The sequence below is a fragment of the Rothia sp. HMSC068E02 genome, from assembly GCF_001813565.1.
In the GTDB taxonomy this organism is placed as follows: Bacteria; Actinomycetota; Actinomycetes; order Actinomycetales; family Micrococcaceae; genus Rothia.
In genome coordinates, this window is sequence record NZ_KV812895.1 from 21,979 (window position 1) to 43,814 (window position 21,836).

A 21,836-nucleotide genomic window follows, 5' to 3' on the forward strand; every position below is an offset into this window, starting at 1 on the left:
GGGGTGGGCTTTAGGTTAGTGTGCAATTATGAGCTTCGATCTAAATGTTGGAATATGCCCGATTTTGTGGGTGTTCAGTGGTACATTGGGTACACAAGGAATCACGTTTTAGCGGTCAGAAATTTTAGCTTTGGCACTGAATTTCCCTTGACAAATCAAGGAATATTTAGGTTTCTGTGACTAAAACACGACTTCATACACACTGAATTTCATAGCCGCAAAACCAACATGAACCCAAGTGAAGGCATATATCCCCAGAGGATAGCGCCCATAACGCATAAAACAGCTAGGTGCACGCACCTGCAACACACGGCACACACGCCGCCACAAGCGTCGCTGGGAAGGTTTTACGGCACAACTCGATCCCGCCCCCGTGGGCGTGGAAAGGAACACAATAAACCATGTGGCAGCAAGTCTACGACCCGCTGAACTCGAGCGCACTCTCCGCACTCGTAGCAGCAGTCCCGATTATTTTCTTCCTTCTGGGCCTCACCGTCCTGAAGCTCAGCGGTATTAAATCTGCCGTTATCTCCCTCGTTCTAGCTCTCCTCATCGGTTGCGCTATCTTCGGTATGCCCGTCACTGCAGGTGCCGGCTCCATCCTCTACGGTTTCCTCTCGGGCATGTGGCCCATCGGCTGGATCGTTCTCATGGCAGTGTGGCTCTACCGCATTTCCGTGCGTTCCGGCGGCTTCGAAATCGTTCGTTCCTCCATCTCCTCCATCTCTACCGACCAGCGCATCCAGATGCTGCTGATTGCATTCTGCTTCGGCGGCTTCCTTGAAGGTGCTGCAGGCTTCGGTATCCCGATTGCTATCTGTGCTGCACTGCTCGTGTCCCTGGGCTTCAACCCGCTCAAGGCTGCAATGTTCGCACTGATTGCTAACGTGAGCTCCGGCGCATATGGCGCTATCGGTATCCCCGTGACCACCGCAGCAACCCGCGGCGGCGTGGACCTGCACGGTCTGTCCATCGAAATGGTCCTGGTTATCCAGATCATGGCAGGCCTGATCCCCCTGGTGCTCGTCGCTATTCAGGACGGTCTGCGCGGTATCCGCGAAGTCGGTCTGGTAGCTCTCATGGTCGGCGTTATCTACTCCGGTGGCCAGTCCGTTCTGCTCGCAACCCTGGGTAACCCCGAGCTCGTTGACATCATCCCGCCGCTGCTGGCACTGGTCGCTCTGGCACTGGTCATGCAGAAGTGGCAGCCCAAGCACATCTTCCGCGAGCCCACCGCTCCCTCCCTGGAAGAAGTTCAGGCGCAGCAGAGCGTCAAGCACACCAGCGGCGAAATCCTCAAGGCTTGGAGCCCCTTCGTCTACCTGTCCGTCGTGATTCTGCTCTGGTCCACCGCTCTGAAGCCCCTCTTCGCTGCTAAGGGCGCGCTCGGCTTCACCAACATCTCCTTCCCCCTGCCCTGGCTGCACCAGAGCATCTCGCAGGCGGCACCGATTGTTGCAACCCCCAAGCCTATCGACGTGACCTACACCTGGAACATTGTGGGCGCATCCGGTACCGCAATTCTGGTGGCTACCATCATTACCATCCTGACCTCCAAGATTAGCTGGGGCGAGGCTATCGAGGAACTCGGCGCAACCTGGAAGCAGCTGCAGACCCCGATCCTCATGATCTGCCTGGTCATGTCCGTTGCTAACGTCATGAACTACGCGGGTATGATTACCTCCATCGCACTGGCTGTTGCCGCTGTGGGTGCTATCTTCCCGCTGCTGTCCCCGATCATCGGTTGGATTGGCGTGTTCGTGACCGGCTCTGTGGTGAACAACAACATCCTCTTCGCTGGCCTGCAGGCTACCACCGCACAGCAGATTGGCGTCAGCCAGACCCTGCTGGTTGCATCTAACACCGCCGGTGGTGTGATGGCGAAGATCGTTTCCCCGCAGTCCATCGCAATTGCAGCTGCTGCTGTGAACAGCGCAGGCGAGGAATCCAAGATTACCTCCATGGCGATCAAGTACAGTGCAGCTCTGCTGGCTGTCACCTGTGTTTGGGTTTATGTCCTGTCTCTGGTCGGCCTCTAAACAGCGTGAGAACCCGATGCGTGTAACCTACCTTCTCTGAAGGTAAGGTGCCCGCGACACGGTTGAGCGAAAGCCCCTTCTACTTCGGTAGGAGGGGCTTTTGCGTTATCTAGGATTGCTAGGGAGGCGCAGTTGGTGGTTCGAAGGGGAGCGGTGAGGAGCGAATACCAAGGAGTGTAAATATGCACATAAATATCGTTTGTGCACACTTAAGGTTATCCTATCCTGAACTCCACTAGGAGACCTGCTAGCTTAGACAGATAAAGTCATGAGCACCTAGTTAGCGGGAATAATCCCGCTTTCTTTCAGTTAAAACCAGGGAACAACTTCAGCCCCTGAGAACTGATGACCATAACGCTTCACCGATGGGCCACTCCGCCACATAGCGGAGGAACCCATCGGTTTTATGCGGCCTAGCGCTTCCATACAGCACGGGAGCCGTATCGGAAGAAGCGACCGCTAATACACACAGACCGAAAGGAACACCCGCCCCAATGTGGCAGCAAACCTACGACCCGCTGAACTCACCGGTGCTCTCCGCACTGGTTGCCGCAGCGCCCATCGTCCTCTTCCTGCTGGGCCTGACCGTCCTGAAACTCAGCGGCCTCAAATCAGCACTGCTGACCCTCGTCACCACCCTCATCATCGGTTGTGCCATCTTCGGCCTGCCCATCACCGCAGGTGCCGGTTCCATCCTCTCCGGCTTCCTCTCGGGCGCATGGCCCATCGGCTGGATCGTGCTCATGGCGGTGTGGCTCTACCGCATCGCCGTACGCGCCGGTAACTTCGACATCGTGCGTTCCTCCGTCTCCTCCATCTCGAATGACCAGCGCATCCAGGTGCTGCTGATCGCATTCTGCTTCGGCGGCTTCATCGAAGGCGCAGCAGGCTTCGGCATCCCGATCGCTATCTCTGCGGCACTGCTGGTATCCCTGGGCTTCAACCCCCTCAAGGCATCCATGCTGGCGTTGGTAGCTAACGCCGCGTCCGGCGCATACGGTGCTATCGGTATCCCCGTGACCACCGCAGCTAAGGTCGGCGGCCTGGACACCGCACACCTGTCCGCAGGCATGGTTCCGGTACTGCAGATCTTCGTCGCCTTCGTGCCGCTGCTGATGGTCGCGATCCAGGACGGTATGCGTGGCATCCGCGAAGTCGGCCTGGTTGCGCTCATGACCGGCGTCATCTTCTCCGGCGGTCAGGCAGCTATCCTGATGCTGCTCGGCTCTCCCGAACTGGTCGACATCATCCCGCCGCTGCTGTCCCTGGTAGCACTGGCACTCGTGATGCAGAAGTGGCAGCCCAAGCACATTTACCGCGAACCCACCGCTCCGACCCTCGAAGAAGTTCAGGCTCAGCAGAGCGTCAAGCACACCGGCGCTGAGATTGTTAAGGCGTGGAGCCCCTTCATCTTCCTCTCTGCAACCATCCTGCTCTGGTCCACCGCGCTCAAGCCCGTGTTCGCAACCACCGGTCCGCTGGGGGCTGCAACCCTGGCATTCCCCATCCCCAGCATTCACGAAGCCATCACCACCGGTGCCGGTAAGACCGTGACCGCCATCTTCTCCTGGAACACCCTGGGTGCATCCGGCACTGCAATTCTGGTGGCGGCACTCATCACCATCCTGACATCGAAGATCAGCTGGGGTGAAGCCTTCGAAGAACTCGGCGGCACCTGGAACCAGCTGAAGATGCCGATCCTCATGATCTGCCTGGTCATGTCTGTCGCAAACGTGATGAACCACGCCGGTATGACCACCTCCATCGCTCTGGCGCTCGCAGCAGCCGGCCCGGTCTTCCCGCTACTGTCCCCGATCATCGGTTGGATTGGTGTGTTCGTGACCGGCTCCGTGACGAACGCTAACGTGCTCTTCGCGGGTCTGCAGTCCACCACCGCAGCCCAGATTGCTGTTGACCCGACCCTGCTCGTGGCCGCAAACACCGCCGGTGGCGTGATGGGTAAGATCGTCTCCCCGCAGTCCATCGCAATCGCGGCGGCGGCAGTAAACAGCGCCGGTGAGGAATCGAAGATTACCTCCATGTCCATCAAGTACAGCGCTATTCTGCTGGGCCTGGTCTGCGTCTGGTCCTTCGCTCTGTCGCTCATGATGGGCTAAAGGCCGATACCGGATTCGGCGTCACCCCGCATAAGAAACCCCTCGAGGAGAACCCTGCACTTTCTCTGCAGAAGACGAATCGAGGGGTTTCACGCATATTCAGGGAAGTTTCAACAGACCGGGAAGAGGCGTAGAATTACTTCTTGTGCTTGCTCCCGCATGATTCTGCACATCACCACAGATTGTGCTCCAGAAGAAAGACCGGGCAGGTGCCTCATAGAACACCTACTACTCAAGGAGAAACAATGCAGGCGCTCGCAACGATTACTACTGTCTTTGCCTTCGTAGCAATTGCTATTCATGTCTACATCTGGATTATTGAATCCTTCCTCTGGACTAAGCCCAAGGGCCGCGAAACCTTCGGAATGACCGAAGAATTCGCCGAGTCTACCAAAGAGATGGCGGCAAACCAGGGCCTGTACAACCTGATGCTCGCCTGGATCGCCGCAACCGGTCTGCTGGCTTTCTGGTTCGGCTCCCCGCAGGTGGGCGTGGCGCTCATGTTCGCAGGCCTGGGCTCCATGGCGATTGCCGGTGTCTACCTGTTCCTCACCTCCCCGGATAAGCGCAAGCCGGCACTGATTCAGCTGACCCCGCCGCTGCTGGCGCTGATTTTCCTCTTCGTGATGATCTAACCCTGTGGCGATCTAATTCAGAGCGGAACCTCTCAACGTATAGAAGCCGCGTGCTTACTTCTACGAAGTGGCGCGCGGCTTTTCTGCGCCCTTGCACGCAAGCACGCCAAGCGTGGGGAGCTTAGGGCGAGGGGGCTTAGGTAAAGAGCCCCGAACAGCCTCGCCGATGCGAGTCCACCAGGTGCGCGTTGACCATACCGACCGCGCACATAAGCGCATAGGCGGTCACCGGACCCAAGAACACACCTCCTAGAGCTTTAAAAGATTTGGCAAGAAGCGCGGACTCGGGTGTATCTGTCGGGATATCCTCCAGGGTATGCGGCGCGATAGTCTCGTGTGGCGCGAAGGACCACAGCCACGCCGGCAGCCCGCCCGGTACACGTGTGCCGTCAGGCAGGGTGCGCTCGCGCATCCGGTCCAGGTCTTCATCGCTTAGCGTACGAACTCGACGGCGGCGTGCGGCTGTCGCCTCGGTACTGTCTGCCTTAGCTGAGATGGATGCCGGAGCAATGAGGGGAAGATTAATATCCTCCGCGGATGCGTCATACGGCGTGGCGGCAAGCTCACGCATCCGAAGGGTCAGCCGCGCGTTGGAGATGACCGCGCGAATCTTCCGCTCGTTACGGATAATGTCTTCGTTTTGGAGGAGTCGCGCAACATCCTGGTCGGTGAACGCAGCCACGCGTTCGGGATCGAACCCCTCGAAAGCGCAACGAAATGCCTCACGGCGGGCAAGAATCGTGCGCCAGGAGAGGCCCACCTGAAAAGCCTCGAGGCTCAGGGCTTCGAAGAGTCCCCGCTCATCGGTGACGGGTATGCCCCATTCGGTGTCGTAGTAATCGCGCAGAAGCTCATCGGTCACCCACGTGGGGTAACTCGGGGTGTTTTCGAGGGGGTTGGCGGGAATAGTAGGTTGCGAGGTCACGGTTTCTCTTCTCTGAGATTGCTGTGCTCATCCGAGTATTTCGGAAGCATGTTCTACTTAAACACTAGCCCTAGCGTGAGTAAATCGCAAGTATATTCGATTATGTGTCGTGGTGCAGAGCAACGAAACCGAAAACAGGTACGACAGAGGGCGGAGCCCGCATCCGATGCACGCTCCGCCCTCTGATAAGTCTCAATCACCGCCGGGTGACATCGCTAGAAGAGCCGCGCCTCCCGCACCTCTTCCGGCTCCTCCAGATCGAGGAGGAACTGCTTACGTTCAACACCGCCAGCGTAGCCAGTCAAACTACCATCAGCACCAATAACGCGGTGACACGGAATCATAATAGAAACCTTATTGCGGCCGACCGCCTGACCCACCGCCTGCGCCGGAGCACCGGGGCCAACCGCACGCGAAATCTCACCGTAAGTGGTGGTGTACCCGGCAGGAACAGTCTTCAGATGCTCCCACACAATCAGCTGAAAATCGGTGCCCTCAGGATCTAGCGGCAACGTAAAAGAAGTGCGCTTGCGCTCAAAATACTCGGAGAGCTCTGCCGCAGCACGCGACAGCAGCTGTGCCGCAGCGTACTCACCGGCTGGCTCTTCACCATCTGCAACGCCGTGCTCCCGCAGATAGACATCCGGATTCTCAATCAGTCCACCAAGCTCATGGGGGAGCGGAAAATGCGCCTGATCCTCGTACCAGATGCCCACAATTGCATCCGCACGGGCGGTAAGGTAGAGCACGCCGACGGGGCTCGAATAGCGAGTGTACCAGCGCGCGAGCGCTTCCGGCGGCTGCGGCGAATCGGTCGCTTTGGTCATGCTCTTCCTCGTTGGTTCGTGGGCGTGTATTGCAGATGGTATTAGAGGTAAATATCCCTTTCAACCATCATAGGGGAGGGGCGCCTCCGTACCGTACCCGTAGCGGGTTTTGTCTATAACTAACCGCTATATATGAGATGTATGCACCGCCGTTGAAACATCTCAGGATGCCCCGTCAATTTTGCCTGAACCTGAAGAGCTGGCATTCTGTGAAGTACACACCGATACACCGCAATTCAATACTCCGGCTTCTCCACCCCGCACCGGGTGGGGGATGACCTGTGTTTCTCGTACCCCAACGTTGGGTTCAACGACGACTGAAATTGCAAGGAGAAACATGGAAGACCTGAAAGACCTCCGCCGGGAACTCAAGGAAAACCCGGAGAGTCGAGAGCTCAATAACCGTTACGCGCAGGCGTGCCTCAACATCGCGAAAGAATACACCGTTATGTCCCAGGGGCATATCTTTATTTGCTCGCCCTCAGATTTTGAAGCCGTACAGTACGTCATGGCCAAAATCCCTGACGCTTCGCTTCTAGACGGCGAAACTCTGGAGGAATACAAACGCCTGGACAGAGCCGTTACCCAAGCTCGTATAAATAGAGGTAGGCCCGGTAGCATGATGGGCATTTACTATGCCCTCATCCTTTTTATAGTGATGCCCATAATGGCGGTACCAATCATTGCGCTGTGGGAACTCAGCGCGGGGAGCACCTCAGACCACACCCGCAACCCGAGCTTCCTCATTTACCTGATTCCGGTCGCTCTCATTACCGCTGCGCTTCTCTGGGTTGGGTGGCTTGTTGAACGAATCCCCGGCTGGAAATATAACGCTCTAATCGTCGAAAAGAACAAAAGACTAGAACTAGCCAGAGCCGAAGCTGAAACGCGTCAAAGTACTGACTCAAACCGTTCAGACATGGTTGCAGTACCGGACTCTGAACCGCAATCTTAAAGTAAATGTGCCGCCTCACCGGTATTGGTGAGGCGGCACATTCGCTGTCTAGGGGATGAAGAGCTCGCTACTTAGCGGCTGCCATGTCAGAATTACGCTCCATCAGAAGTACGCTCCGTGTGGTGCAGATGCGGCAGGTGAGTCGAGTGCAGGTCGTGACCGAGCACATCGTGTGCGTCCGGGTCCTCGTTCGGGAGCACGTGCGAGTACTTGGAGTAGTAGCGGTACAGCGCGTAGGCGCCAATCACCGTCAGTACGATAGCAACGCCCAGAGCCCACGGTACAGCTGCGGGAGAATACATGACAGAGAAGAGCATCAACAGCCAGGAGAGAGCAGCTGCAAGAACCGAAATGTTCATAGCAATAATTGCAAGCTTGCGGCGACGGACATCAACCATAATCGGTGCGGGAAACCCGCTCCCTCCTTCCAACGGAGCCTCTCTCCGTTCTCACGACCACCGGAAGGTGCCAGATGCATAACCAACCGCCATCTTCGGCGACCAGAATAGAATCAATAAGCCTATATATCTATGATACGGCGCTTGAAGTAGACATCAAAGGTTTACAAACACCATTAGAGCAACCCCACATAACAGGTGAACGGGTATCTCAACAAGGGGCATAAAACCAGTGATTTTTACAGCGAGAACTGCAACACGAAAAGCGAACCCCACTCATCGTTAACGCAGAGAACCTAGTAACAAGAGATAAAAGTCCGTCCGCCGCGGTACGTGAAGCACCACAGCGGACGGGAACGTAAATAAAGTATCAGCGCGAATCGTCGACTCCTGTCAGGACAGCGCATGAATATGTCGCGTACGCGTCCTGTGCGGTACTGACACCTCACGAACAACACCGCTCCAGGTAATCGGCGGAAGATACCAAATTTACAAAAACCAACGGTACCCTAGCACTAATTTTTGTAGAAATTACGCCGCAATAAACGCTGAATTGAGCGTCATAAAACAGCGAAAAGCCCCGGCTGCTTCAACCCCATAGCGGGGGAGAAGCAACCGGGGCGTCGCTAGTACGCGGGCCGTGCCGTTAGGCAACGGGTGCTGTGATTAGGCGGTCGGAACGTCCTCGTCAACCCACTCGAGGGTGCGGGAGACAGCCTTCTTCCACAGGCGGTACTGGCGGTCAACCTCTGCGGGCTCCATGGAGGGCAGCCAGCGCTTGTCCTCAGCCCAGTTGTCCACAACGTCCTGCTCGCCGCTCCAGAAACCAACAGCGATACCTGCAGCGTATGCTGCGCCCAGAGCGGTGGTCTCAACAACCTTCGGGCGGATCACGGGAACGCCGAGGATGTCAGCCTGGAACTGCATGAGGAACTCGTTAGCGGTCATGCCGCCGTCCACGCGCAGCTCGGAGAGCTCAACACCGGAGTCAGCGTTCATTGCGTCCAGAACCTCGCGGGTCTGGAATGCGGTTGCTTCCAGTGCCGCACGCACGATGTGTGCACGGTTCACGTAGCGGGTCAGACCAACGATGACGCCGCGAGCGTCGGAACGCCAGTGAGGTGCGAACAGGCCGGAGAATGCGGGAACAACGTAGCAGCCGCCGGAGTCCTTGACGGAGGTGGCCAGTTCCTCAGACTCTGCAGCGTGCTCAATCATGCGCAGGTTGTCGCGCAGCCACTGGATCAGGGAGCCGCTCATTGCGACCGAGCCTTCCAGAGCGTAGACGGGTGCTGCATCGCCAATCTTGTATGCGACGGTGGTCAGCAGGCCATTGTTGGAGAAGACGGGCTCGTTGCCGGTGTTCATGAGCATGAAGTTACCGGTACCGTAGGTGTTCTTCGCCATGCCCTTCTCGAAGCAAGCCTGACCGAAGGTTGCAGCCTGCTGGTCGCCGAGGATACCCGCGATGGGGGTGCCGCTGAGCAGACCGGTTGCGCGACCGAAGCCGTACACCTCGGAGGAGGACTTGATCTCGGGCAGCATGCTCATGGGGATACCCATATCTGCAGCAATCTGCGGATCCCATTCGAGGGTGCGGATGTCCATCAGCAGGGTGCGGGATGCGTTGGTTACGTCGGTGACGTGCACGCCGCCGTCAACACCACCGGTCAGGTTCCAGACCAGCCAGGTGTCGGTGTTGCCGAAGAGCAGGTCGCCGCGTTCTGCGCGCTCGCGTGCGCCTTCAACGTTGTCCAGGATCCACTTGATCTTGGGGCCGGAGAAGTAGGTAGAGAGGTTCAGGCCGACGATGTCGTGGTACTTGCCAACGCCCTCTTCGCCTGCGAGCTCTTCAACGATTTCCTGGGTGCGGGTGTCCTGCCAGACGATTGCGTTGTAGACGGGCTCACCGGTGTTCTTGTCCCACACGACGGTGGTTTCACGCTGGTTGGTGATGCCGACTGCAGCGATTTCGTGGTGGTTGACTTCGCCGTTTGCCATAGCCATTGCTACGACCTTACGGACGTTCTGCCAAATTTCGGTTGCGTTGTGCTCGACCCAGCCGGCCTTGGGGAAGATCTGCTCGTGCTCGAGCTGGCCTTGAGCCACGTTCTCGCCCGCCTTGTTGAACAGGATCGCGCGGGAGCTGGTGGTGCCCTGGTCGATGGAGAGGATGTACTTGCGCTCGACGTTGAGGGTTGCGGAGTGCAGAGAAGTCGTCATTGATTTTTCCTTAGAACAAAAGAACGGGGGGGGTATTAGAGAGGTTTAGAGGGGCAGAACTGCCGGAACGATCAGGCCTGCGAGGATAGCGCCGATGATTGGGCCAACAACCGGAACCCATGCGTAAGACCAGTTGGAGCCGGTCTTACCGGGGATGGGCAGGAAGGTGTAGGCGATACGGGGGCCGAGGTCACGTGCGGGGTTGATAGCGGAACCGGTTGCGCCACCGAGGTTCATACTGATGGATACAACGACCAGGGCAACAGCCAGGGGGCCGAGCTCGCTGGGGGTCTTACCGGATGCGATGATCCAGCCAATCAGGACGAAGGTGCCGATAATCTCGGTGAGCAAGTTCCAGCCGTAGGACTTGATGGCGGGGCCGGTTGCGAAGATGCCGAGGCGGTCGCCCGGGTCCTCATCGAAGTGCTTCTTGTAGGTGAGATACGCTCCGGTTGCGCCGGCCATTGCGCCGAGCATCTGAGCGACGATGTACAGGGCAATGTTGCCGGGGGTTGCGGGAACACCGGTCGCCAGGTCGCGGCCTGCGGTTGCCAGGCCAACGGTCACAGCGGGGTTCATGTGTGCACCGGAATGGAAGGAGAGGTACACGGCGGTGAACACTGCCAGACCCCATCCGAAGGTGATAACACCCCAGCCTGCGTCCTTAGCGTAGGACTTCTTGAGGGTCACTGCGGCGCATACGCCGGCACCGAGCAGAATCAGGATGAAGGTGCCGAAGAACTCGGAAGCGAAGATTCCGAGGGTGGTGGGGGCGCCGGATGCATCCACGAGAGCGGAAGAGCCGGCTGCAAGTACAGTTCCTGCGGAAGCAAGAAGAGACATTGTTGCTCCTTGAAGACGAAGCGTCTGGAAGGCAAGCGAACCTTTGCTTGCGCATTCCCGTGCGTCCTCACCGCACGGGCGGATCGGGGCACAACGCTGTGCTGAAATGTGTAGCGGTTGCTACGAAAAATTGATAGATGTTTCTGGATGAGAAGCAGATCGTACCAGTGGGTTAACCCTGTATTTAGCTCGCTGCTTCTTATGCAGGGGATTATCGTAAACGGTTATTTAACCTCTCGTCCACCCCTCACCGAAAATATGAGATAACCCATGCTCGGTGAGGGGTGAACGGTCGGTTCGTACCAAATAATCGGTTACGAAAGGTATGTGTGGAATCTTTAAGGATTAGAGCTTCACACGAGGTGCCACGGGGGTGACAGCCTCAATCTTTGCCGATGCCTCAGCGTCGGTGGAGGTGGACTCCGCCTCGCGGATAGCCTGCACGCGTGCGGCGTAGAGGTCGCGCTCTTCCTTGACCTTCTTGTCGTCCCAGCCGAGCTCGGCACGCATGATGTCGAGGATTTCGTCTGCTGCTGCCAGGCCGCGATCGCGCTGCTCAAGGTCGAGGCGTACGCGGCGGACCAGAACGTCCTCCAGGTGCAGGGCACCTTCGTAGCGGACAGCGAAGACGACGTCTGCACGCAGGAACTGGGGTGCCTTAGCCAGGGGAGCACCGAGGGAGGGGTCAGCATCGATGAGAGCGCCGAGGTCCTCAATCTGCGATCCGTAACGCTCGAGCAGGTGGGTGATACGGTCCTCATCCCAGCCGTAACGCTCTGCGTAGCGTGCACGGTTAGCAGCGATTGCGTGGTAGCCGTCTGCGCCGACCAGGCCGATGGTTGCGGTCACGGAGGGGTTCTGCTTAGCTTGCTCGCCCAGTGCGAAGTCGACAGCGTCGGCAGCCATGACACGGTAGGTGGTGAGCTTGCCGCCTGCGATAGCGCTCATGCCGGGTGCAACCTCGGTCACGGTGTGCTCGCGGGAAACCTTGGTGGATGCTGCGCCGTCCTTGACCTTGGGTTGCAGCAGCGGGCGCAGGCCGGTGTAGGTGCCGATGATGTCTTCGCGGGTCAGCGGGTTAGCGATCAGCTTGTTCGCCTGCATCAGGACGTAGTCGATGTCCTTGCTGGTTGCGACGGGGCGCTCGCGGTCCTCGGTGTAGGGGGTGTCGGTGGTACCGATGATCCAGTAACGCTGCCAGGGGATGATGAAGAGAACAGACTTTTCGGTCTTGGTGAAGATACCGCTGGTTGCGTTGATGCGGTCGCGAGGAACCACGATGTGGATACCCTTGGATGCGAGAACCTCCAGGCCTGCATCGGGGTTAGCCAGGGACTCGGACTCTTCGGTCCACACACCGGTTGCGTTGATGATGTGCTTTGCGCGTACGTTCAGGCGCTCGCCGGTCTCCAAGTCTGCCAGCTCTGCGCCGATGACGCGGCCGGATGCATCCTTGGTGAAGCCGACAACCTGGGTGCGGGATGCAGCCAGTGCGCCGTAGCCTGCAGCGGTGCGGACGACGTCGATGACGAGGCGTGCGTCGTCAACGCGTGCGTCGTAGAACTGGATTGCGCCGCTGAATGCGGAGTCCTTGATGTCGGGGAAGACGGTCTTGGTGCCGGTCTTGGTGAAGTGACGCTGGGAGGGGACGCCCTTGTTGCCGCGGGAACCGAGGAATGCGAGGGTGTCGTACATGCCGATGCCGATTGCGGAGTATGCGCGCTCGATGACGGGCATCTTCAGGGGCCACAGGAAGGGCTGTGCGTGCACCAGGTGGGGTGCGATCTTGTTCAGCAGCAGGCCGCGCTCGGTCAGTGCTTCGGTCACGAGCTTGAAGTCGAGGTTGTAGAGGTAGCGCAGGCCGCCGTGAACGAGCTTGGAGGACCATGCGCTGGTGCCTGCAGCCCAGTCGCCTGCTTCGACGATACCGGTGCGCAGACCGCGGGTTGCTGCGTCGAGGGCAATGCCTGCACCGGTGATGCCGCCGCCGACGACCAAGATGTCGAGTTCTTCGTTGACCATGCTCTTGAGCGCCTTGGCGCGGGACTCGGCGGTCAGCTGAGACTGCTGTGCAATGTGCTGGGAGCTCATGTACTGCTCTTTCCTGTATTGCCGCTTGTGCGGCGTGGGGGTTTCATCTTGCATTTAGTAAAACCCAATGGTGAAATAATAACCAAGCAGTATGAACGGATTTTCACTGGGGGTCTGTGGCAGATGAACGAACGCGCTAACCATACCTATGAGGCAGCGCAGCTGTACTACATCCACAACATGACGATGGATGCTATCGCGGCTCGTCTGGGGGTCTCTCGAGCCACTGTGTCACGTCTGCTTAAAAGTGCTCGTGAAAGCGGCATGGTGCAGATCCGTCTAGATGATTCCTTCCGTGCCCGCAGCGAGCTTGAGCGCCGCATCGGTGAGCGCTATAAGGTGCGCGTTACCCTCGTGAATGTCCGTTCGGATGCCACCCCGATTGCTCGCATGAGCCAGGTATCCCGCACCGCAGCGGCGCTACTTGATTCCCTGATTGATAACGGCACGAGCCTGGGTGTGGCGTGGGGTTCAACGATGACTGAGATTTCTCGTCATCTGCCGCGTCGTCCTCTGAAAGGCGTGACTGTCGTGCAGATGAACGGCGCCGGTAACGCTCACCATTCCGGTATTCCGTACCTGGGTTCTCTGCTGGGGCAGCTGGTGAGCGCTTACGATGCGCAGACGATTCACTTCCCGGTTCCCGCGTTCTTTGACTATGCGGACACCAAGACCGCCATGTGGCGTGAGCGTAGCGTGCAGAAGAATCTGCATGCCCAGCAGAATGTTGACCTCGCTATTTTTGGTGTGGGCGCTTTTGGTGGACCTATCCCTTCTCACGTGTATTCGGGTGGCTATTTTGAGGCGCAGGAGCAGCGTCAGCTGCGTGAGCTGGGCGTTGTGGGGGATATGTGTACGATTCTTCTGCGTGAGGACGGCTCCTGGGCTGATTTGGAGCTGAATAAGCGTGCATCCGGTCCGACTCCGAAGGAGCTGGCTCGTATTCCGCGCCGTATTTGCGTCGCGTCCGGTACTCACCGTGTGCGTGCTTTGCGTGGTGCGTTGCGTACGGGTGCGATTACTGACTTGGTTCTTGATGATGCTCTGGCAAAGGCGCTCATGGAGAAATAGCTAAAAATAATCGCCGCGGGCATGAGGGCCCGTGAGTATGAAGGTCCGTGGTGATGGGTTAAAGGGGCACCTTGATCTGAAAGGGTAGTGCTGAGGGGTTTCCTGGTGAAGCTCTCAAGTGTCGCCTGAACAATGTTTCAAGGTGCCCTTTAGTGTCGTCAAAAACTGCTTTCTGACCCTACAATGTGAAACGTTTGCGCATGTGAAAGCGCATATTTGTGCACTCCATTGAAGGTGTGCGCCACTCACCGTTAGAAAGAACCAACCATGACCCCCACCTATAACGCCCAGGTGAATCCGCACCTGGGCGCACCCGGCATTACCACCATGCACGGTGATGCCCAGTCTTCCGATGCTACTCCTCTTGCCGGTCCCGGCGCAGGCAATTGGAAGATTACCGGCACGAAGCTCGGCGGCGCCTGCCCGACAATCCTTGCCGGACGCGACGGCTTCATTCAGGTGCTCTGCACCCAGGTCTTCGCCCACGGCGAGTTCATCACCCCGAAGCTCTCTATCCTTGACCCGCATACCGGCCGCGAGCTTTCCCACCTGGACATCCCGAAGGGTGCACTGCTCGGTGGCGTGTATGCCTACCTTGACGCGCAGGACCGCATGGTTCTGGTGGATGGCTCTCAGTGCCTGTTGCGCCTCTCCCACTCTGCTGACGGTCGCAGCATCCGAGTTGATGAGCGTATTGACCTGAGCCGCATGCTCGCCCAGAGCGCCAATGACGCTGTGGTTGGTCTGGTGCCCGACTGGTCCGGTCGCATTTGGGTTGCGACGAAGAACGGCTACATCGCGGTGATTGATTCTGCCCGCGGCACGATTCGCTCGATGCGCCTGAATAAGGCGTCGATTGCGGGTGAACGTATCGATAACTCGATTTCGGCGTGCCCGCAGGGTGTGAGCGTGGTTACTTCCCACGCTATTTATATGCTGAACGCTACCGCAACCGGCGCGCCCACCCTCAAGTGGTGGCATGCGTACGATCGAGGTAGCGCCCGCAAGCCAGGTAAGCTCGCGTGGGGTTCCGGTGCCTCCCCGACGTTCTTTGGTCCAAACGGTTCGGATTACGTGATGCTGACCGATAACTCTGATATTCAGGAATCGGTCATTGTGTACCGCACCGATAACGGTGCGAAGGTCGGTAGCGCCGGCCTGTTTACTGCCGGTACCTCTGGCACTGAGAACTCCATGATTGGTGTGGGTAACACGATGGTCGGTGCAAGCACCTACGGCTACCCCTACCCGAAGTACCCGGAGGGTGCTGGCCCGTCGGTTCCTGCGAATGCGCTTTTTGCTCCCGGTATGGAACGTTGGGATATTACCGACCGCGGTCTGCGTAAGATTTGGGACCGTAAGGACGTGTACTCTTCGGCTGTTCCTCGCTATTCCACCGCTGACGGTCTGATTTATACCTGTGAGCGTCGCCGCGGTCCGGCTGGTTTGGCGAATGGTGCTTACGCGTGGGCTGTCGCGCTGGACATGAAAACCGGTAAGACGATGCACGAGCAGCGCCTGCCTCAGCATGTGAGCCTGCTGTTTGGCGGTGGTGACACCCTGCAGATGGTAGGCACGATTGACCGTTACGGCACCTGGTGGCAGGGCACGATTAGCGGCGTGTACCGTATCGCGAAGGCTTAGGGGAGTAGAAAATGACTAAGAATAATCTGATGAATGCTTCTCGCCGTACCGCGTTGAAGGTTGCGGGCGCTTCGGCTGCCCTGGTAGCTGGCGGCGTGAGCGCTGCGGAGGCGGCAACTCGTTCGGGCGGTAAGCGCGCTCGCGTGACCCCTGTGACCCAGCGCCCTGGCGGACAGCACGGCGGGCAACGCGGTCAGCACGGTGGTGGACAGCACGGTGGCGCGGCGAGTTCTGCGCTGGTGCAGGTTCCGATGCGCTACAACGAGTCGTGCATCCGCCTGGAGTTAAAGGCTGCTAACGGTGTGCAGGCTGTGCCTTTGCAGAGTCAGCCGGCGCGTACTGTTGCTTTCCGGAACCTGCCGACTCGCCTGAGCATTATTAATGAGGGCAATTCGACGCTGCCGGTGGGTACTCGCCTGATGGTGCGTGCTCGCGCGCAGGACCCGAAGACTGGTTTGTTGTTGAATCCTGCGGTGACTCTTCGTGTTGCCTCGGGTCAGGCGGTGCTGCCTTCGGGTAATCTGGGTGCTTCGGCCCTGGTGGCTCCTGTGGATGCTCTGAATCTTGATGCGGTGCGCCGTAGCGAGCAGACTGGCCAGGCTGGTGCCGGTAGCGAGAATGTTCTGGAGTTGCGCACTGCTATTCCTCGCGGTCATCGCCTGGATGTTCAGCTGAATTATCAGGTGGCTTCGGGTGTTGCTGGTTCTGCGTTGAAGCAGGTTCATGTGAGCGCTGTGCTGGATATGGCGGCGGCTGGTTTGTCCTCTTCGTTCTACGAGGTGCAGAGCTCGGCTGTGGTTGCTTCGCTGAACTAGCAGTTGGGCTGGCTCCTGTGAAGGATGGGCACGGCGGGGGAGTAGCTCCGTTGTGTGTTTTATACCTTATATATAGGCGCCTGTTCAAAAAGGTATGTTGAAAGGTCGGGGTCGTTCGTGGGAACGGCCCCGACCTTTGCATTGTCTAGTCTTCCGGCGTGAGCGGTAGCTGATTTTTCCTATGCGGTTTCGGTCCTGTCGTGTTCGCCGAATGCCACCTGCACCGCGTGATGCAGTGCTTCGCGCACCATGGCGATGGCGGGGTTGGCGGCGGACTCTCGGCGTACGGCGGTAAAGATTTTGCGGCAGGGCTTGCCGGGTAGCTCTACGATGCGTAGCCCCTCGGTGGTGGAGAGGGAGGAGAGGATGAAGCCGGGCACGATGGTGACGGCGAATCCTGCTTTGACGAGGTTGGAGTTCGTAATCATGTCATTGGCGCTGTAGCGGATGACCGGCTCGAATCCTGCGGTGCGGCACTGGTTGAGTGCCCAGCTGCGGGAGGTGTTCTGTTCCATTTCGAGAACCCAGGGCAGTGCGTGCGCTTCCTCAATCGAGGTGATGGTGGAGGTGCTGGGCACAATCAGGCTGAGCGGGTCTTCGGTGAGTAGTTCGGAGTGCAGTTCGGGGTATTCGGGGATGTGGTGGTGCGGGTAGGCTTCGGAGAGCACCATGTCGTATTCGCGGCTTCGAGTCAGGGAGGTTCCGGTTTCGGGGTCGATTTGCAGTACCTGCAGGGTGAGTGAGGGTGCGTGTTCGGTAAGGTAGCTGAGGGTTTCCGGTAGCAGTGCGAAGGCTGCGGACTGGAAGATGGCGAGGCGGACCATGCCGGCGGGTTCGCCGGTGAGGTTGGCGACGGAGGTTTGCATGCGGTCGAGTTCGCGCAGGATGCTACGGGCGCTGTCGACGATGATGAGTCCGGCGCTGGTGAGCTGTACGCGCCTGCCGATGCGCTGCAACAGCGGGGTGCCGGTTTCTTTTTCGAGGGTGGCAATCTGCTGGGAGACGGCGGAGGGGGTGAGGCTGAGTGCTTCTGCGGCGGCGATGATGGTGCCGCGTTCTTGGATTTCGAGGAGCATTTGCATGCGTCGGATGTCGTAGATTGACACGTTATTTCCTCCCTGGCGCGCCCGGTTGTTCTGCAGTTTGTGCCGCTGAGCTCTTCCGTGGTGCGTCTCTCATTGTGGACTCTTGTCTATGGTACCGCGTGGGCTTTGTTGCGGCTCTTTTTGAGACGGCGGGAGCCGCGGATGTGTGTGTTGGCTTGTGTAGCGAGTATTTTTGCGCTGAATGTGATGATTCTTGGGGTTGAAGATGCTTCTGGGACTGGTTTTGAAGTGTTCGTCTGTTACGAAGTGGGTTCGATATTTGCGCTCTGAAAGTGCTAGCCTGAGAGAGATGGATAGCGATGTCGCTACAAACTTCACCTTGTCTCTTCGAACAGGAGGTTCGGAGGGGGCGTGGGGTGAAAACCTCACCGCACAATCATTTAGAAAAACTAAATGGATTTTGGAAAAAACATTCAGTTTTTCTAATGAGGTATTTATTACCCTTTTGTGGTGAAATAGAGACATCGCCAAACGTGGTGTGCACCGCACACAGTGAGATAGTTAGGAGTCAAGGATGACCCATCCTTTCGCATCTGAGCACTACCAGAAGATGGCTCTGGAAGCTCGTCAGCTTGTTCGCCAGTGGGTAAACGAGTCCCAGTCGATCAAGCCCACCTTCGCGGCTGAGCAGCTCGCCGGTGTTCTGAAGGACCCCAATGGTCTTCCCTTCACCGTCGGCTTTGTTGATGGCGTTATTCGCCCCGAAGACGACAACGTCTCCGGCCGCAACCTCTCCCGCATTTCCGGCCTGGCACCTTCCTTCCTGCCCTGGTACATGAAGTCCGCTGTTGGCTTCGGTGGCAAGCTGGCTGGCAAGGTCGCATGGCCCACCGTTCCCGTTGCACGCCGCGTGCTGCGCGAGATGGTTGGTCACCTGATCGTCGACGCTTCCGAGGAGAAGCTGGGCGACGCAATTGCAGAGCTGACCAAGACCGGTAACCGCCTGAACGTCAACCTGCTCGGTGAGGCAGTTCTGGGTGACAAGGAAGCAGAGCACCGCCTGGCTGAGACCAAGCGCCTGCTGGCACGTGACGACGTTGACTACGTCTCCATCAAGGTGTCCGCTGTTTCCGGCCCCCACCAGCACTGGGCATTCGACGAGGTCGTTGAGACCGCTGTTCGCCGCCTGACCCCGCTGTACGAGCTGGCTGCATCCAGCTCCCCCAAGAAGTTCATCAACCTGGACATGGAGGAGTACAAGGACCTGGACCTCACCATTGAGGTGTTCACCAAGATCCTGGACCAGCCCCACCTGAAGGACCTGGAAGCCGGTATCGTGCTCCAGGCATACCTGCCCGACACCCTGGCTGCAATGCAGCACCTGCAGGAGTGGTCCGCAAAGCGCGTTGCTGCTGGCGGCGCAGGCATCAAGGTCCGCCTGGTTAAGGGCGCAAACCTCTCCATGGAAATCGTCGAAGCTGTTATGCACGGCTGGCCGCTGACCACCTGGGACACCAAGCAGGCTGCTGACACCAACTACAAGCGCGTTCTGGACTACGCACTGCGCCCCGAGCACGTGAAGAACGTTCGCCTCGGTATTGCAGGCCACAACCTCTTCGACGTTGCTTTCGCACTGCTGCTGTCCGAGGACCGCGGCGTGAAGGACCGCGTCGAGTTCGAGATGCTGATTGGTATGGCTGAGCAGCAGGCAGAGATCATCCGCCGTCGCGTTGGCCACCTGCTGCTGTACGTGCCCGTCGTGAACCCCAAGGAATTCGACGTTGCTATCGCATACCTGATCCGTCGTCTCGAGGAGAACGCTTCCTCCGAGAACTTCATGTCCGGTATCTTCGACCTGGCAACCGACGAGTCCATCTTCAAGCGCGAAGAGGACCGCTTCATGCGTGCACTGAACTCCGTCACCGACGAGGTTCCCGCATCCAAGCGCACCCAGAACCGTCTGACCGAGAACGAGGACAACGTCTTCGTACCGGCAGGCCGCTTCGAGAACACCCCCGACACCGACCCCGCACTCTCCGGTAACCGCGAGTGGGGCCGCGCAATCCTCGAGCGTTCCAAGACCACCAAGCTGGGCATCGACACCCTCAAGGCTAACGAGCTGACCAGTGAGGCTGAGGCTGAGAAGCTGATCAAGGAAACCGAAGAGGCTGGCAAGGCATGGGGCAAGCTCTCCGGCCACGAGCGTGCAGAGATTCTGCGCAAGGTCGGTAAGGCTATCGCACTGCGCCGCGGTGACCTGCTGGAGGTTATGGCAGCTGAGGCTGGCAAGACCCTGGAGCAGGGCGACACCGAGGTCTCCGAGGCAATCGACTTCGCATACTACTACGCAATGCTGGCTGAGGACCTCGAGAAGATCGACGGCGCAAAGCCCAAGTCTGTTGACCTGACCCTGGTTGTTCCCCCGTGGAACTTCCCGACCGCTATCCCCGCTGGTGGTGTTCTGGCTGGTCTGGCTGCAGGTTCTGCTGTCATCTTCAAGCCCGCAACCATCACCGCTCGCACCGGTGCCCTGATCGCAGAGATCATGTGGGAAGCAGGCGTTCCCAAGGAAGTTCTGAAGCTCGTCAAGGTTGTTGACCGCGCTGCAGGCAAGCTGCTCATCTCGCACCCCGAGGTTGACCGCCTGATCCTGACCGGTGGTTACGAGACCGCTGAGCTCTTCCGCTCCTGGCGTGATGACCTGCCCCTGTTCGGTGAGACCTCGGGTAAGAACTCCATCATCGTCACCCCGAACGCTGACATCGACCTCGCCGTCAAGGACGTCGTTTACTCGGCATTCGGTCACGCAGGTCAGAAGTGCTCCGCTGGCTCCACCGTCATCCTGGTTGGCTCCGTGGCACAGTCCGAGCGTTTCCGCCGTCAGCTGCTTGACTCCGTCAGTTCCCTGCACGTGGCACACCCGCAGGACATTGAGTCCGAGATGGGCCCCGTTGTTCAGAAGCCGGAAGAGAAGCTGCTGCGCGGTCTGACCACCCTCGGCCCGGGCGAGCGCTGGCTCGTTCAGCCCAAGGAACTGGACGAGACCGGTCGCCTCTGGAGCCCCGGTGTTCGTGAAGGCGTCAAGCCCGGTTCTGAGTACCACATGACCGAGTACTTCGGTCCCATCCTGGGTATCATGACCGCTGACACCCTGGAAGAGGCAATCGAGCTGCAGAACGCACCCGATTACGGTCTGACCGCAGGTCTGCACTCGCTGGATGCTGATGAGCTCGAGCTGTGGCTCTCCAAGGTCCAGGCAGGTAACCTGTACGTCAACCGTGCAATTACCGGTGCAATCGTTCAGCGTCAGCCCTTCGGTGGTTGGAAGAAGTCCACCGTTGGCTCCGGTACCAAGGCTGGTGGCCCCAGCTACCTGATCGCTCTGTCCGATTGGGAGCCCGCACAGGCAACCGCAACCGCTGTCACCCAGTCCGTGACCGTCCGCGAGACCCTGGCTACCATCGAGAACTCCGAGCTGGGCAAGCGCGAGGACTTCGCATTCATCAAGCGCGGTGTCTCCTCTGACGCACACGCTTGGGACACCGAGTTCGGCTTCGGCCACGATCCCTCGAAGCTGGGCGTGGAGCGCAACATCCTGCGCTACGTACCCACCCAGGTTCTGGTTCGTGCAGACGAGTCCGCATCCGCAGCAGAGACCCTGCGCGTTGTGCTCGCCGGTCTGGCAGCTAACGCACCGGTTGCTCTGTCCGTCGGTAAGGACCTGCCGGTCGACGTCCGTGGCGTCCTCGAGAACAAGGGCATCAAGTACGAAGTCAAGTCGGACGCTCAGTTCCGCGAGTACCTGGCTTCGAACGCTAAGACCCCGGTTCGCGCACTGGCTGGTACCCCGCTGGAAGGCACCCGTATCCGCTACATCGGTAACGATGAGAAGTCCCTCTACACCGCACTGGGTGGTCGCCCGGACGTTGCAGTGTACTTCGCACCCGTCACCGAGGCTGGCCGTATCGAGATGCTGCCCTTCCTCCGCGAGCAGGCTGTTTCGATTACCGCACACCGTTTCGGTAACCCGAACCGCTTCTCCGAGCGCGTCATTTCTTCCCGCTAAGGCGCTGTGAGAGTTTAGCTCTCTAGCCTAAGGCTCAGGGCCCTGCACCATCATGGTGTGGGGCCCTGAGCCTTTTGGTGTGTCTGATGGCTCCCTGCTGGAGGTGAGTAATAGGGGTGCTTCTAGGGCCTTGGGAAGGGG

15 protein-coding genes are annotated in these 21,836 nt (G+C 58.7%); 8 read left to right on the forward strand and 7 right to left on the reverse strand.

Annotation, left to right across the window (positions count from 1 at the left end):
- The first annotated feature begins 401 nt into the window (after window positions 1-401).
- From HMPREF2919_RS08510 to HMPREF2919_RS08520, 3 genes are all read left to right on the forward strand, one after another.
- Window positions 402-2,039, forward strand: a complete 1,638-nt coding sequence (locus HMPREF2919_RS08510; RefSeq protein ID WP_070667213.1) for an L-lactate permease — start codon at window positions 402-404, stop codon at window positions 2,037-2,039.
- A gap of 494 nt (window positions 2,040-2,533) precedes the next feature.
- Window positions 2,534-4,156 (forward strand): L-lactate permease, encoded by a 1,623-nt coding sequence (locus HMPREF2919_RS08515; RefSeq protein ID WP_070667215.1) that lies wholly within the window; start codon window positions 2,534-2,536, stop codon window positions 4,154-4,156.
- A gap of 245 nt (window positions 4,157-4,401) precedes the next feature.
- Window positions 4,402-4,791, forward strand: coding sequence for a DUF1304 domain-containing protein (locus HMPREF2919_RS08520; RefSeq protein WP_049340790.1), 390 nt, complete (start codon window positions 4,402-4,404; stop codon window positions 4,789-4,791).
- Window positions 4,792-4,927: 136 nt separating this feature from the next.
- Here HMPREF2919_RS08520 and HMPREF2919_RS08525 read toward each other — a convergent pair whose 3' ends face one another.
- A complete protein-coding gene (locus HMPREF2919_RS08525; RefSeq protein ID WP_070667216.1) occupies window positions 4,928-5,716 on the reverse strand; it encodes a DNA-3-methyladenine glycosylase I in 789 nt (262 codons plus the stop codon).
- A gap of 215 nt (window positions 5,717-5,931) precedes the next feature.
- Window positions 5,932-6,543: a methylated-DNA--[protein]-cysteine S-methyltransferase gene (locus tag HMPREF2919_RS08530; protein WP_070667217.1), complete on the reverse strand. Its 612-nt coding sequence runs from the start codon at window positions 6,541-6,543 to the stop codon at window positions 5,932-5,934.
- Window positions 6,544-6,880: 337 nt separating this feature from the next.
- Between HMPREF2919_RS08530 and HMPREF2919_RS08535 the strand changes: the two genes are divergently transcribed.
- Complete coding sequence (locus HMPREF2919_RS08535) at window positions 6,881-7,498, forward strand: hypothetical protein (RefSeq protein WP_070667218.1); 618 nt, start codon at window positions 6,881-6,883, stop codon at window positions 7,496-7,498.
- Window positions 7,499-7,590: 92 nt separating this feature from the next.
- Here the strand turns inward: HMPREF2919_RS08535 and HMPREF2919_RS08540 are convergent, their stop codons facing one another.
- From HMPREF2919_RS08540 to HMPREF2919_RS08555, 4 genes are all read right to left on the reverse strand, one after another.
- Window positions 7,591-7,896, reverse strand: a complete 306-nt coding sequence (locus tag HMPREF2919_RS08540; protein WP_246824077.1) for an N-acyl-D-glutamate deacylase — start codon at window positions 7,894-7,896, stop codon at window positions 7,591-7,593.
- 666 nt (window positions 7,897-8,562) lie between these two features.
- Complete coding sequence (gene glpK, locus HMPREF2919_RS08545; protein ID WP_049350376.1) at window positions 8,563-10,119, reverse strand: glycerol kinase GlpK; 1,557 nt, start codon at window positions 10,117-10,119, stop codon at window positions 8,563-8,565.
- Between the two features lie 45 nt (window positions 10,120-10,164).
- Window positions 10,165-10,962, reverse strand: coding sequence for an MIP/aquaporin family protein (locus tag HMPREF2919_RS08550; protein ID WP_070667220.1), 798 nt, complete (start codon window positions 10,960-10,962; stop codon window positions 10,165-10,167).
- Between the two features lie 345 nt (window positions 10,963-11,307).
- The gene (locus HMPREF2919_RS08555) at window positions 11,308-13,053 is read right to left on the reverse strand and encodes a glycerol-3-phosphate dehydrogenase/oxidase (RefSeq protein ID WP_070667221.1); all 1,746 of its coding nucleotides are present in this window, start codon (window positions 13,051-13,053) and stop codon (window positions 11,308-11,310) included.
- 123 nt (window positions 13,054-13,176) lie between these two features.
- Between HMPREF2919_RS08555 and HMPREF2919_RS08560 the strand changes: the two genes are divergently transcribed.
- The 3 genes from HMPREF2919_RS08560 to HMPREF2919_RS08570 all read left to right on the forward strand — a co-directional run bounded on the left by HMPREF2919_RS08560 (window position 13,177) and on the right by HMPREF2919_RS08570 (window position 16,583).
- On the forward strand, window positions 13,177-14,124 hold the full coding sequence (locus HMPREF2919_RS08560; RefSeq protein WP_049337529.1) for a sugar-binding transcriptional regulator: 948 nt from the start codon (window positions 13,177-13,179) through the stop codon (window positions 14,122-14,124).
- A gap of 267 nt (window positions 14,125-14,391) precedes the next feature.
- Window positions 14,392-15,768, forward strand: coding sequence for a 6-pyruvoyl tetrahydrobiopterin synthase (locus HMPREF2919_RS08565; protein ID WP_070667222.1), 1,377 nt, complete (start codon window positions 14,392-14,394; stop codon window positions 15,766-15,768).
- Window positions 15,769-15,779: 11 nt separating this feature from the next.
- Window positions 15,780-16,583, forward strand: a complete 804-nt coding sequence (locus HMPREF2919_RS08570; RefSeq protein WP_070667224.1) for a transcriptional initiation protein Tat — start codon at window positions 15,780-15,782, stop codon at window positions 16,581-16,583.
- A gap of 179 nt (window positions 16,584-16,762) precedes the next feature.
- Here HMPREF2919_RS08570 and HMPREF2919_RS08575 read toward each other — a convergent pair whose 3' ends face one another.
- Entirely contained in the window at window positions 16,763-17,689 is a 927-nt protein-coding gene (locus HMPREF2919_RS08575; RefSeq protein WP_070667226.1) for a LysR family transcriptional regulator, read from the reverse strand.
- 514 nt (window positions 17,690-18,203) lie between these two features.
- Between HMPREF2919_RS08575 and HMPREF2919_RS08580 the strand changes: the two genes are divergently transcribed.
- Window positions 18,204-21,695: a bifunctional proline dehydrogenase/L-glutamate gamma-semialdehyde dehydrogenase gene (locus HMPREF2919_RS08580; protein WP_049326875.1), complete on the forward strand. Its 3,492-nt coding sequence runs from the start codon at window positions 18,204-18,206 to the stop codon at window positions 21,693-21,695.
- The last annotated feature ends 141 nt before the right edge of the window (window positions 21,696-21,836 follow it).

Excerpts from the sequence above, each read along its gene's own strand:
- HMPREF2919_RS08510 (WP_070667213.1), top strand. The coding sequence starts at position 402 with ATGTGGCAGCAAGTCTACGACCCGCTGAACTCGAGCGCACTCTCCGCA.
- HMPREF2919_RS08515 (WP_070667215.1), top strand. The coding sequence starts at position 2,534 with ATGTGGCAGCAAACCTACGACCCGCTGAACTCACCGGTGCTCTCCGCA.
- HMPREF2919_RS08520 (WP_049340790.1), top strand. The coding sequence starts at position 4,402 with ATGCAGGCGCTCGCAACGATTACTACTGTCTTTGCCTTCGTAGCAATT.
- HMPREF2919_RS08530 (WP_070667217.1), bottom strand. The coding sequence starts at position 6,543 with ATGACCAAAGCGACCGATTCGCCGCAGCCGCCGGAAGCGCTCGCGCGC.
- HMPREF2919_RS08535 (WP_070667218.1), top strand. The coding sequence starts at position 6,881 with ATGGAAGACCTGAAAGACCTCCGCCGGGAACTCAAGGAAAACCCGGAG.
- HMPREF2919_RS08540 (WP_246824077.1), bottom strand. The coding sequence starts at position 7,896 with ATGGTTGATGTCCGTCGCCGCAAGCTTGCAATTATTGCTATGAACATT.
- glpK (WP_049350376.1), bottom strand. The coding sequence starts at position 10,119 with ATGACGACTTCTCTGCACTCCGCAACCCTCAACGTCGAGCGCAAGTAC.
- HMPREF2919_RS08550 (WP_070667220.1), bottom strand. The coding sequence starts at position 10,962 with ATGTCTCTTCTTGCTTCCGCAGGAACTGTACTTGCAGCCGGCTCTTCC.
- HMPREF2919_RS08555 (WP_070667221.1), bottom strand. The coding sequence starts at position 13,053 with ATGAGCTCCCAGCACATTGCACAGCAGTCTCAGCTGACCGCCGAGTCC.
- HMPREF2919_RS08560 (WP_049337529.1), top strand. The coding sequence starts at position 13,177 with ATGAACGAACGCGCTAACCATACCTATGAGGCAGCGCAGCTGTACTAC.
- HMPREF2919_RS08565 (WP_070667222.1), top strand. The coding sequence starts at position 14,392 with ATGACCCCCACCTATAACGCCCAGGTGAATCCGCACCTGGGCGCACCC.
- HMPREF2919_RS08570 (WP_070667224.1), top strand. The coding sequence starts at position 15,780 with ATGACTAAGAATAATCTGATGAATGCTTCTCGCCGTACCGCGTTGAAG.
- HMPREF2919_RS08580 (WP_049326875.1), top strand. The coding sequence starts at position 18,204 with ATGACCCATCCTTTCGCATCTGAGCACTACCAGAAGATGGCTCTGGAA.